Genomic DNA, 11,911 nt, shown 5'->3' on the forward strand with positions numbered 1-11,911 from the left:
GCCGGCCCGGGAAAGGGAGCCGTCAGTGCTGGTCGAGCCAGATCACGATGCCGGTCAGGTTGTTGAGCACGGCTGCGACGCCCGCCCGGATGGCTGCCGCGCAGCGTTCGGGCGTGAAGGAGTTCGGGTCGTACGTCGAGGACATGCCGAGCCCTTCGCCGCGGAACGACGCACCGGACCAGTCGGCCGCCGTCACGTTGTGGGTGGGCTCGGCGACCTCCGCGCCGACGACGAGGAACTGCTGTGACAGGTGGCTCGCGGTGACCATCGCGAGCGGGTCGATGAGGTCGTTGCCGGCGCTGACGATGAGGTCCGGGGTCATCTTGACGGCCCGGTCGATGCTCGGCACGAAGTCGTGCGCGTCCTTGGGGACGATCGTCCGGAGGTCGACGTCCTCGTCCTCGGCCCACTCCTCGACCGCCTTGACGAGGGCCTTGGTGGGGCCGTCGTCGCCCGTGGTGATCAGCACCACCCGGTAGTCCTTCGGCGGGTGGACCGCGTTCCATGACCCGGGCCGCGGTGTGACGGTGCCCTCGGGCTTGGGCGGGTCGGTGGGGTCGACGAACCCGGCGCCGAGGGCGCCGACGGGGCTGGGTGTGGGGCGGGGCTGCGACCAGTCGTCGCCGGTGCCACAGCCGGTGAGCAGGGCGGCGACCGCGGCCAGGGTCGCAACGGCCCGAAGCGGGGGACGCAAGATGATCGCCGTCCTCTCGAGGCGTACGGAAAGTGCGGGCTCCTTCTTATCCCAGGTGGTGCCGGATGCCGCCATCGGAGGTCTGACCTGCGACTTTGTTTGCCAATGGTTCTTCGTTCGACCGGTTGCCGTTCATCCGCGACATGCACCGTGCACTGGCCAACCGAAGGAAGAGCATGTCGCAACGTATTCGCAGAAGCCTCGCCGCCGTGGTCGTCGGACTCGCCGCCGTGGTGATCACCTTGCTGAGCACCGGGCCGGCCTTCGCCCACGGATTCACGTCGACCGTGTACGGCGACGTCACAGCTGGTGATGAGGGCCACGTACGGACGAAACTGGAGTTGGAGTACGACCTCTTCGTCGTCTCCACCGCCGACTACGAGAAGGACGACCCGCTCTTCCAGCAAGGGCAGCCGGCCTTCGACGACCGGGACATGCCCGGCATGGCCGCAGCGCTGAACGCTCACAAGAAGTCGGCGGTCGGGTACGTCACGAAGCGCTTCTCGGTCACCTCCAACAGTGCGACCTGCGTGCCGAGTCAGGTGAGCGACTTCACGATGGGCGTACGCGAGGGTGTGCCCTATGCCGACGTGCTGCTCGACTGGGCGTGCGCCGAGCACGGGGCCGCGCACGAGGTGCGCGCCGACCTCTTCCCCGACTCGGAGGGCTACGTCAAGGGCACCAAGACGATCCTCACGTACGACGTCGACGGCAGCTCGGGCAGTGCCGCGCTCGACGCCGAGCATCCGTCCTTCTCGACCGGCCAGGCGTGGTACGAGCGGTTCTGGGAGTTCCTGCGCCTCGGCGCCGAGCACCTGCTGACGGGGCTCGACCACATCCTGTTCCTGCTGGCGCTCATCGCCGGGTCGCGGCGGTTGCGCGAGATCGTGCTGGCGGCCACGAGCTTCACGCTGGCGCACTCGGTGACGTTCATGCTCGCGGCGCTGGGTCTGGTCGACGCCCCGGCGGGGATCGTGGAGCCCGTCATCGCCCTGTCGATCGCCGTGGTGGCCGCCTGGCACCTGTTCGGGATCTGGCGGCGCGGCAACCACGCCACGGAGCTGGAGACGGCGGGGCACGGACACTTCAGTTTGGACCGCGCGGGTTGGCTTCGCCTCGCGGTGGTGTTCTGCTTCGGTCTCGTACACGGTTTGGGCTTCGCGGGCGCACTGGGCATCGATGAGGCTTGGTCGTGGCAGTTGCTGTGGTCGCTGCTGGTGTTCAACGTCGGAATCGAAATCGTTCAACTCGCGATTATCGCCGTCGTCTTTCCGCTGCTGGCGGTGCTTCGCCGACGGTCGCCGAAGGTCGGGCTCTGGGCCACCGGTGCGGTTTCCGCAGGTGTGGCCGGTATGGGTCTTTTCTGGTTCCTGCAGCGCGTATTCGGATTCTGAGAGAACGCTGGTCTTCCTGGGAGCGATGCCAGCCGGCCCGGCCCAATTCATGATCGGTTCACCGGACCCCGCCAGGTTGAGGACGCTCTCGCAGCACCTCTCATCCGAAAAGGACGGAAATTGATGAGAATGAGCACCTCAGCGCAGGCCGCTCGGCTTGTGCGGCGTCGCGTGGCCACCGGGGCCGCTGCGGCGATCTTCGGTCTGGGCGTGGCCCTCAGCGGTGGCCTGACCACCGCCGCCAGCGCCGCCGACGCCACCTCCTACAGCGGCATCGTCCTCGGGGTGGGCGCCAACGAGACCCAGCGCATCGTCACCTGGTACTCCTCGGGTGACACCGCGCAGAAGGTCCAGGTCGCCCCGACGGCTTCGATCGTCAACGGCGAGTTCCCGGCCGATGCCGTCACCGTCGACGCCACCGGCGCGGCGAACACCTCCACCACCGGCTACAACCGGCACGCCACGATCACGAACCTGAAGGAGAACACGGGGTACTCGTACCGTGTCGGCTCCGAGGGCAACTGGTCTCCGGCGTACGCCTTCAAGACGCACGACTTCGAGGGCGACTACGACTTCCTGTTCTTCGGCGACCCGCAGATCGGCTCCTCCGGCGACGTCGCCAAGGACGGTGCCGGCTGGGCGGAGACGCTGCGGTACGCCACCGCCGCGAACCCGGACATCGAGCTGCTGGTCTCCGGCGGTGACCACGTCGAGTCCGCGAACAACGAGGCCCAGTGGGACGCGTTCCTCGCCCCCGACCAGCTGCGGCAGTACCCGGTCGCGGCGACCATCGGTAACCACGACGTCGGTGGCAAGTCCTGGGAGCAGCACCACTTCACCCCCAACACGGACCGCTCGAGCCAGTACTACAACGGCGACTCGGCGACCCGCTCCGGCGGTGACTACTGGTACATCTACAAGGACACGCTCTTCATCGACCTGAACAGCAACAGCTACGTGAACCCCGCCGACGGCTCGCTCGGTGGCGACACGGCGCACGTCGCATACGTCACGGACGTCATCAACAAGCACGGTGCCGAGGCGAAGTGGACGGTGCTGAACTACCACCACGCCATCTACTCGCCGGCCAGCCACTCCGGTGACGGCGACAACAAGCAGCGGCGGAAGGACTTCACCACCGCCTTCTCCGAGCTCGGCGTCGACCTGGTGCTGCAGGGTCACGACCACAGCTACTCGCGTAGCTACTCGATCAAGAACGGCCAGAAGGAGAACGCGGCCGAGCAGCCGGGTGCTGCCGACGTGTACCCGGGCCCGGGCGGCGTCATCTACGTGACGGCGAACTCGGCCTCCGGCTCGAAGTACTACGACATCAAGAAGCCGAACGCGGCGGACACCGACCCGAACGGCCAGCGCCCGGACCCGCTGAACCCGGACAGCTTCTGGTACAACTCCGTGCAGAACCAGGAGCACGTCCGGACCTACGTCAAGGTTCAGGTCAAGTCCGACAAGCTGGTTGTCGAGAACATCCGCAGCGGCACCTGCGCGGCGCCGAACGCGGCTGTCGAGAAGGGCCTGTCCTGCACCAACACCGCCGACGGTCAGCCGGTGGGCTCGCTCGTCGACAACGTGACGATCCACCCGTACAACGGTGACGGCCAGGCCATCCAGGTCAACGTGCCGAACGCGACCGGTGAGTTCGGCTGGACCATCGACGGCTACAACGGCCTGGTGAACCTGGGTACCGCCCAGGAGCACGACGGCTGGTACTTCGAGGCGAACGGCAAGATCAACCCGATCGTCGTCTCGGACAGTCGCTTCTCGCTCGCCCCGTGGTCGATCTCGGCCAACGTGAGCGACTTCAAGGACGGCGACAAGACCCTCGCCGGCTCGTACCTCGGTTGGTCGCCGAAGATCGTCGAGTCCGGGGCCGGTGCCCAGGCCGGCGCGCCGGTGGTCTCCGGCTACGACGACCAGGGCCAGGGCCTCGCGGTCTCGCGCGGCCTCGGTGCGGCCGACCAGGGCCACGCCCGTGGCACCGCCAAGCTCGGTGCCGACCTCGACCTCAAGTTCCCGAACGAGGTCGCGAAGGGCAGCTACCGCGCCACCCTCACGATCACTGCCCTGAGCAGCTGATCGGATCCGCTTGACCGGCGGGGTAGGCACCTTCGGGGCCTACCCCGCCACCCGTTTCGAGCCACCCCAAGATCACCCGAGGACCAGAGATGCACGCGCCCGCAACGCGCTGGAAGACCAGGACCGCCAAGCTTCTCCGTACGACCGCCCTGTCCCTGCTCGCCGCCGCCGCGGTCGCCGGTGTCGGCGCCGGACCCGCCCTGGCGGCGGATGGCGACGTCACCTGGACGGTCAGAACGGCCTCCAACAGCTACGGCGCGACCCGGTCCAGCTACAGCTACAACGTCAACCCCGGCGGCACGATCGAGGACGGGATGGTCGTGGCCAACCGCGGCACGGCCCCGCTGAACCTCACCGTCTACGCCGCCGACGGCTTCACCACCGAGTCCGGCCAGCTCGACCTGCTCACCCGGGACAAGAAGTCCGTCGCCATCGGCGCCTGGGTGCACGCGAACGCCGCGAGCGTCGCGATCCAGCCGGGGAAGACCGCCACCGTCCCGTTCAAGATCAGCGTCCCGGCGAACGCCACCCCCGGCGACTACGTCGGCGGCGTCCTCACCTCGCTGACCCAGCCCGACCAGGCCGAGGGCATCAACGTGGACCGGCGGCTCGGCATCCGGATCAAGCTGCGCGTCGGCGGCGAGCTGAAGCCGGCTCTCGCGATCGAGGACTTCGACGTCGACTACAAGTGCACCTGGAACCCGTTCGGCAGGGGCGACGCCACCATCAGCTACAAGGTCCACAACACCGGCAACGCCGCCCTGTCGAGCCAGCAGGCGGCCTCGGTCTCCGGCCCGTTCGGGCTGCTGCGCACCAAGGCCCGCGACCTGCCGAAGACGCCGGAGCTGCTGCCCGGTGAGAGCTGGCAGGTCACCGTGCCCGTCAAGGACGTCAGCCCCGCGATCCGGCTCGCCGCGACCGCCGGCCTCACGCCCCTGCTCACCGACGCGTCCGGCTCCGTCACCCCGCTCGACAAGGTCGAGAAGACGACCCACGCCTGGGTCCTCCCGTGGACGCTGCTGCTCCTGCTCCTCGTCCTCATCGCGATCGTCGTGCTGGCGATCCGGCTCGGGCGGCGCAACCGCACGGCGCGCAAGCAGCGTGAGGAGGCCCGCGTGCAGGAGGCCGTCGAGCAGCGGCTCCGCGAGCAGCAGCAGTAGCGGTGACCGCCGCAGGGCCGGGACGCGGCGGCCGGACCGGCGCACGCGCCGCGCTGTCCCGGGACGGACGATCCCGCCGCCGGCGGGCGTAGCGGCGGCTGCCCGGTCAGCCCGGCGCGAAGACCCGGGCCCGGTCGAGCACGGCTACCGCGACGAGGACGGCCGTGGTGACCGCGGTCGCCACGAGCAGGGGAAGATCCGCCGCCACGAGCCCCACGGCGACCAGGACCGGCAGCCCGAGCAACCGGGGCAGCGAGATCCGCCGATTGATGGCGGCGGAGAGCAGCAACCGCCCAGCCAGGAAGAGCGCCGGACCGGCCACGACGACCGCCACCGCACCCGGCTCGCCGGGGTGACCGATGACCACCTCCGCCGCCACGGCGGTGGAGACCACCCCGGCGATCATCACGAGGTGCAGAAGGTTGGAGGCCGTGCCGAGTCGCGTCGGTCTGGCGCGCTCGATGGCGGAGGCCAACTGCCGCCCGCCCGGCGTGACGTACAGCAGCCCCAGCAGCACCGCCGTGGCGAAGATCAGCAGGAAGGCGCCGGTCTGCGCCGGGCTCGTCTCGCTCTCGGCGTACGCGAGACCGGCCGAGAAGATCAGCTCGCCGAGCGAGATGATGAAGACCTGCCGGAACCGCTCGGCGAAGTGGGCGCCGCGAAGCCGCAGCTCCTGCGGCCGCGACCGTCCCAGCCAAGGCGTCGGCCACCCCACGCTCGGCCCGGCGTACTCGACGAGCAGGGCGAGCCCCCAGAGCGGTACGCGCGCCGCCGGCAGGAACAGCCCGGCCAACCACAGCACACCGCTGGCGGCGAACCAGCACAGGATCCGGCCGATGCGTCGGCGCAGCGGATGGCCGCGCAGCACGACGAGGCCGAGCAGGCCCCGGCCCGCGTTGACCACGAGGTAGGCGCCGACGAAGAGCGCGGACCTGTCGTCCAGCGCCGCCGGGACCGCCACTCCCATGAGCAGACCGGCGAGCGCCGCGCCGATCAGCACCACCCGCACGACGGGCGCGTCCGGGGCGTACCAGTCGGCCGACCAGGTGGTCGTCACCCAGAGGAACCAGACCGTGGCGAGCAGCAGGGCGGTCCGCAGGGCCCCGTCGATGCTCGGGTCGGCCAGCAGGACGGCGCCCACCTGGTTGAGCGTGAACACGAACGCGAGGTCGAAGAAGAGTTCCAGGAAGGAGGCGCTCACCGGGTCCTCGCGGTGCCGCAGCAACCGTTCGCGACTGCCCGCCATCCTGCTCCTCCGGCCGCTCCGCCACGACGATCATGCGGCTGTGGCGTCCGGATCGGCGTTCCGCGCCGGCCCGGTGACGCACCACAACTGCATGATCGGGCACTCGCGGCGCGGCGAGGTGCGCGTCCACGAGGATCACCGGAGAGGACGACCCGGCGGCCCGTCCTGTCGTTGATCCGGCTGCAACCCCCGCCGTCGGCGGCCCACGGTGGGGGCAACCGTCGAGGAGGGACGCCGATGACCAGTCAGCGGGAGACCGTACGGGTCGAACCGGACCTGTTCCGTGCCGTCTACGACTCGCCCGCCGCGCTGCCCGGCCGACAGCGCTGGACCACGCCCGAGTCGGATGTGCGGCGGCTGGAGAAGCTGCTCGGCATCCCGCCGCGCAGCATCGGCGCACCGCTCTGGGTCAGCGGCGACGAACCGGACTGCCCGAAGTGCGGCCGACGGGTGACCTGGTACGACATCGTCTCGTCCGCCCTCGACGGGGTGCACGACCGGACGATGATCGCCATGGTGATCCTCGGCGACCACAAGTACGTCAACACCGAGGTGCCCGACGCGATCCCCGGCGTCCGCTGCGCCGACTGCCACACCGCCATCGACGGGCTGCGCAGCTTCAAGTGCCACAACTGGGCGTACGCCTTCGAGGCGCTGGAGGAGGTCCGGGAGCGGATGTCCGGCGGGCTTGAGACGTTCTGAGGCTCAGCCTCAGCCACCGGCCCGGCGCGGCGGACGCCGACCCGGCGGAGAGGGCGGCTCGGGCCCGGGATCGGGCACCGAAGGCATCGGCCGGAGGCACGGCGCGCCACCGCCGACGGCGAGCCGTTCGCCGTGGTGCCACAGCTCGACCGTGGTCTCCGGCCCACGGCCGTCGCGTCGGCCGCGCCCCGCCGTGCCTCCGGATCATGGCAAATCCAACCTGTGAGATCACTGGGACGAAAGTCAGTTCGCACTCCTTCCCTTCGCCACTGCCGTTGAATCTGGGTTATCTGTACCTTTCTTCCAGGTGAACGGGGCATGAACGAGGCGTGGGGTGATTGATGGTGGAGAACGGCACGATCGACGTACCGGAGATCAGCGCCGACTGGTACCAGGACGTCGTCGACGCGGCGGCGAGCAGCCCGGAGCCGGTGCGGTGGTTCGCCGGGCACTTCACCGAGGGGGCGATCGTGCTGCTCGGCCTGCTGCTGCTGGCCGCGGCGCTCACCCGCCTCGGCGGCGGGCCACGGGACCGGGCACTCGCCCTGGTCGCGCCGATTCCGGTCGTCCTCGCGTACGGCGGCAGCGAGTGGCTCAAGACGATCGTCGACCAGGATCGTCCGTGCCGTGCCGCCACCGAGGCGATCATCGCGGGCTCCTGCCCGCCGACCGGCGACTGGTCGTTCCCGAGCAACCACTCGACGGTCGCGGGGGCGCTGGCGGTCGCCACGCTGCTGCTCGCCCGCCGGATCGGCCTCGTGGCACTGGCCCTGGCCGCGCTCGCCGCGTTCTCCCGCGTCTTCGTCGGCGTGCACTATCCGCACGACGTGGTCGCCGGTCTGCTCTTCGGCGCCGGCGTGGTCCTGCTGCTCGTTCCGCCGCTGCGGCGGGCGGTGGTCGTGCTGCTGCGCCGCCGGGCACCCGCCGAATCGCCGGTGGCCGACCCGATCGGTGGCACCCGGCACTAGCCCGACAACAGCAGCGCGGCGAGGGTGCCGAGCACCAGGAACGGGCCAAACGGCAGGTGGCTGGACCAGCGGGCCCGACGGGCGGCGAGCAGCCCGAGGCTCACCAGGGCGGAGAGCCCCAGCGCGAGCAGCAGTCCCGCCACCAGCACCGGCCAGCCGTGCCAGGCGAGCAGCGCCCCGGCACCGAGGGCCAGCTTGGCGTCGCCCAACCCGAACCCCCGCGCGCCGAGCAGCAGGGTGGTCGCGGCGAAGAAGAGCGCGAGCCCGGCTCCGCCCAGGACCGCCCGCAGCCAGGGACCCGCACCGGCGCCGGTGAGCGCGGCGAGCCCGAGCAGCAGCCCCACTCCGGCCGCCGCCGGCCAGGTGAGCCGGTCCGGCAGCCGGTGCACGGCGAGGTCGATGAAGCAGAGCGGCAGGACCCAGCCGAGCCACCAGGCGACCGCGGCCAGCTCGGCCACGGGTGGACCCAGCAGCACGAGCAGCGCGACCGCCCCGACCGCGGCCAGCTCGACGGAGCCCGGTCGCGGCCCCGTCCGGGCTCGGCATCGGCGGCAGCGGGCCGTCGGGCCGAGCGCGGGCCACGGGTGCCGCAGCTCCACCACCGCGCCGCAGGCCGCGCAGCCGGCGCGGAGGATGGATCCAGCCGGTACGGCGTGCCGCACCACCGCCAGGCGCAGCAGCGGAGTGAGCAGCAGAACCGCCACCGCGGCCCGCGCGACGCCGGAGCGTCCACCGTCGCCGGGCGCTGGTGAGCTTTCCGGGGCGGGTTGTGGTGGGCGAGGGCCGGTCAGCGCCATGCGCGCCGTCCGGCTTGATCACCCGAGCCGCCGAACGTGAACACGGAGCGTGACTTAACGAACGCTCGGGTGTAGCGGATGGCGCAGAAAGCGACCGGCCGACCCCGGTCGGCGCCGAACCCCGGGGACGCCAGATCTCGTGGCGACCGGCGCGGCCCCGGCGAGCGGCGACGAACGGACGGATCGGACGAGATGCCGCGAGTGGGTCGACTCGCCTCCCCCGTCCGGCCAGCGGAGACCGCACCCGGCGCCGGTTCGCGCCACCGCTGGGCGCAGGGAGCGACCCGTCGGGACGCGATCGGGGCGGACTGGACTGTCGCCACCCGCCACCACCACCTGTCATCACTCAGCGTATTCAAATGAATTTCCTCTGTTGCATCGGCGGACGTCAGCTTATGCTCCCCCCTTGGGTGTGACGCAAGCCTCACCGAGACGATTGGAAGGCATCGAGCTTCGCTTTCGTAAGAGATCCGTGAAGGTAAATGCGGTAGCGCATTCAAGAGCTCCGGATGTGACCATTCGGGCCCGCTTCCGCATGCCCGACGGCGACGAGGAGGTTGCGGTCGGGTCGCCATCGAGGAGGCACGGCGGTGCGAGGACGGCAGTTCGGCCGAGCGGCAATCTGCCTGATGACGATCGCGGCAACGGCGTCGATGACGGCGTGCGGCAAGAGCCGGGAGGCGACCGTCCGGCCGCCGGCAGCCCCGGCCGCCGCAGCCGACGCCGACCGGGAGCCCGATGAACAGGCGGCCGGAAAAGCCGCCCTCGACGCGTATTCCGGTTATCTCACCGCGTCCCGTACGGCAAGTCGGAACAGCGATCCGCACGCGCCGGAACTGTCCCGGTTCCTCGCGGACCCGCTGTTGACCCGGGTCCGAGTGGCCATTCGCGAGGCGAAGGAGCACGGCGCGATGCGTACCGGAACGTTGAAGTCGGACCCCACGGTGACCGCGGTGAGCCTGAACACCGTGCCGGCCACCGTCGAGATCCAGGACTGCCTCGACGCGACCGGATACCGCCTGGTCTACACCAAGGACCGACGGGTGGTGCCCGGCAGCGGCGGGAAGCGGTACATCGCCACCGCCACCGCCACCCGCTACCCCGACGGCCGCTGGCTGATCAGCGCCGGCACCGCACACCAGGACCAGCCGTGCTGACCCGGGGAGGCAGGGGTGCCCCGGCCCGACCCCCGCGGGCCCGGGCACCCCGTCGGCGGCCCACCCGAAGCCGGAGCGCCGCCCGCGTCGCCGGTCTCGGTCTGGTGGTCGCGCTCGTCGCCGCGGGCATCGCCCCGGCCGGCGCCGCCAGACGGGCCGACCCGGGCGGTTCCTGCCCGCCCGAGCAGCACGACTGCTCCGTCTGGGACGACGACCCCGGCACGCCCGGCGGCGGCGGGGACGGTGGCGGCGACGGCGGCGGTTCCGACGGCGGCGGTTCCGACGGCGGCGGCGGTGGCGGCAAGTGCCAGTGGAACGGCCGCACCGTGAAGTGCTACGACGAGTTCCTCGGCTGGTTCAACAACGCCGACGGCTGCTACTACAAGCTCGAGGAGCCACAGCCGCCGGACACCCCCGAGGGCAAGCAGTGGTACCTGCTCACCTGCAACGGCGGCGACCTCGGCGACCAGCGCGAGGAGCTGCTCGACGGTCCCCCGCCCGGCTACGGCACCCCACCCGACCCCGAGGAGCTGGCCCGCCGGGCGCTCGCCCAGATCGGCATCCGGCCGCCCCGGATCGCGGTCGCACCCCGCAAGGCCACCGGCCCCGGCCTGGTCGGCCTGCCGGTCTGGATGTGGGGCGAGCGGGCCGCGCAGACCTTCGGTCCGGTGATCTCCGACGACGAGACCGAACGGGGACTGACCGTCGAGATCACCGCCGTCTTCGACCGGATCGTCTGGGACATGGGCAACGGCGAGAAGGTCACCTGCACCGGCCCCGGCACGGAGTACAAGGTCACCGGCCGGTACGCCGGCAAGCCCTCGCCGACCTGCGGCTACCACCGCGGCTACCCGAAGGCCGGCGCGTACGCGGTCAACGCCACCACGTACTGGACGGTGACCTGGGAGGGCGGCGGCGAGTCGGGCGTGATCCCGGTGCAGCGGACGACGGGAGACGTCGCGATCCAGATCAACGAACTCCAGGTGGTGACGCGATGAGCGCCAACGACGCTTCGATCGGAACGGATGTGAACCGGTGAGCCTGGCGACGCGCAACGGAACGAGCCCGGCCGAGGCGCCGGTCACCCCGCCCCGGGTGGTACGCCAGCGCCGGATCCGCCCGGGGCTGCTCGGCCTGGCCGTACTGCTGATCGCCCTCGGCGGGCTGGGCGCCGCGTTCGCGGTCACCTCGGTACGCGCCACCGGCAACTACCTGGCGGTGGCCCGCCCGGTCGAGGTGGGCCGGCAGCTCAGCGCCGACGACCTACGGCCCGTGCAGGTGGCCGGCGGACAGGGACTCGCGCCGGTGCCGGCCGACCGGATCGACGAGGTGCTCGGCAAGCGGGCCGCGGTGTCGCTGACGCCCGGCACCCTGCTGACGATGGGGCAGCTGACCGACGCTCCGCTGCTCGGCCCCGACCAGCAGCAGTTCGCGCTCGGCCTCGACCCGGCCGAGGTGCCCGCCCGGCAACTGCACCCCGGTGACAAGCTGCTGCTGGTCAGCACCCCCGACGACAACGCCGACGGCTCCGCCGCGGCCGGCGGCACCCGCTTCCAGGCCACCGTCATCGACACCAGCACCTCCGAGACGAGCGACGACATCGTGGTCTACCTGGCGCTGGCCGTCCGGGACGTACCGGCCGTGGTGGCGTTGACCGCGCAGGACCGGATCGCGGTCGTGCTCACCGGGGCGGCCTGAG

11 protein-coding genes are annotated in these 11,911 nt (G+C 71.1%); 8 read left to right on the plus strand and 3 right to left on the minus strand.

Annotated elements, in window-relative coordinates:
• Positions 1 to 22: 22 nt before the first annotated feature.
• Complete coding sequence (locus D7147_RS03925; protein ID WP_120673823.1) at positions 23 to 694, minus strand: type 1 periplasmic-binding domain-containing protein; 672 nt, start codon at positions 692 to 694, stop codon at positions 23 to 25.
• A gap of 125 nt (positions 695 to 819) precedes the next feature.
• Between D7147_RS03925 and D7147_RS03930 the strand changes: the two genes are divergently transcribed.
• The 3 genes from D7147_RS03930 to D7147_RS03940 all read left to right on the plus strand — a co-directional run bounded on the left by D7147_RS03930 (position 820) and on the right by D7147_RS03940 (position 5,342).
• Positions 820 to 2,088 (plus strand): HupE/UreJ family protein, encoded by a 1,269-nt coding sequence (locus D7147_RS03930; RefSeq protein ID WP_233562892.1) that lies wholly within the window; start codon positions 820 to 822, stop codon positions 2,086 to 2,088.
• A 129-nt stretch (positions 2,089 to 2,217) separates the two neighbouring features.
• Positions 2,218 to 4,182 (plus strand): purple acid phosphatase family protein, encoded by a 1,965-nt coding sequence (locus D7147_RS03935; RefSeq protein WP_233562893.1) that lies wholly within the window; start codon positions 2,218 to 2,220, stop codon positions 4,180 to 4,182.
• Between the two features lie 89 nt (positions 4,183 to 4,271).
• Positions 4,272 to 5,342 carry a COG1470 family protein gene (locus D7147_RS03940; RefSeq protein ID WP_120673826.1) on the plus strand — a complete coding sequence of 357 codons (1,071 nt, stop codon included), beginning with the start codon at positions 4,272 to 4,274 and terminating at the stop codon, positions 5,340 to 5,342.
• A 106-nt stretch (positions 5,343 to 5,448) separates the two neighbouring features.
• On the opposite strand, the gene D7147_RS03945 is transcribed toward D7147_RS03940, so the two are convergent.
• Positions 5,449 to 6,588: a low temperature requirement protein A gene (locus D7147_RS03945; RefSeq protein WP_120673827.1), complete on the minus strand. Its 1,140-nt coding sequence runs from the start codon at positions 6,586 to 6,588 to the stop codon at positions 5,449 to 5,451.
• Positions 6,589 to 6,825: 237 nt separating this feature from the next.
• On the opposite strand from D7147_RS03945, the gene D7147_RS03950 reads away from it, so the two are divergent.
• Both D7147_RS03950 and D7147_RS03955 read left to right on the plus strand, forming a co-directional pair.
• Positions 6,826 to 7,290, plus strand: coding sequence for a hypothetical protein (locus D7147_RS03950; RefSeq protein ID WP_120673828.1), 465 nt, complete (start codon positions 6,826 to 6,828; stop codon positions 7,288 to 7,290).
• 341 nt (positions 7,291 to 7,631) lie between these two features.
• Complete coding sequence (locus D7147_RS03955) at positions 7,632 to 8,258, plus strand: phosphatase PAP2 family protein (protein WP_120673829.1); 627 nt, start codon at positions 7,632 to 7,634, stop codon at positions 8,256 to 8,258.
• Here D7147_RS03955 and D7147_RS03960 read toward each other — a convergent pair.
• The gene (locus tag D7147_RS03960; RefSeq protein ID WP_233562894.1) at positions 8,255 to 8,962 is read right to left on the minus strand and encodes a prepilin peptidase; all 708 of its coding nucleotides are present in this window, start codon (positions 8,960 to 8,962) and stop codon (positions 8,255 to 8,257) included. The two genes, D7147_RS03955 and D7147_RS03960, sit on opposite strands and share 4 nt — an antisense overlap.
• A gap of 722 nt (positions 8,963 to 9,684) precedes the next feature.
• On the opposite strand from D7147_RS03960, the gene D7147_RS03965 reads away from it, so the two are divergent.
• The 3 genes from D7147_RS03965 to D7147_RS03980 are packed head-to-tail and all read left to right on the plus strand — an operon-like array spanning position 9,685 to position 11,910.
• Positions 9,685 to 10,212: a hypothetical protein gene (locus D7147_RS03965; RefSeq protein WP_233562895.1), complete on the plus strand. Its 528-nt coding sequence runs from the start codon at positions 9,685 to 9,687 to the stop codon at positions 10,210 to 10,212.
• The gene (locus D7147_RS03975; RefSeq protein ID WP_199734059.1) at positions 10,206 to 11,210 is read left to right on the plus strand and encodes a hypothetical protein; all 1,005 of its coding nucleotides are present in this window, start codon (positions 10,206 to 10,208) and stop codon (positions 11,208 to 11,210) included. Before D7147_RS03965 ends, D7147_RS03975 begins: the two co-directional genes overlap by 7 nt.
• Before the next feature lie 37 nt (positions 11,211 to 11,247).
• Positions 11,248 to 11,910, plus strand: a complete 663-nt coding sequence (locus D7147_RS03980) for an SAF domain-containing protein (protein WP_120673833.1) — start codon at positions 11,248 to 11,250, stop codon at positions 11,908 to 11,910.
• Position 11,911: the final 1 nt, after the last annotated feature.

Source organism: Micromonospora musae (assembly GCF_003626545.1).
In the GTDB taxonomy this organism is placed as follows: Bacteria; Actinomycetota; Actinomycetes; order Mycobacteriales; family Micromonosporaceae; genus Micromonospora; species Micromonospora musae.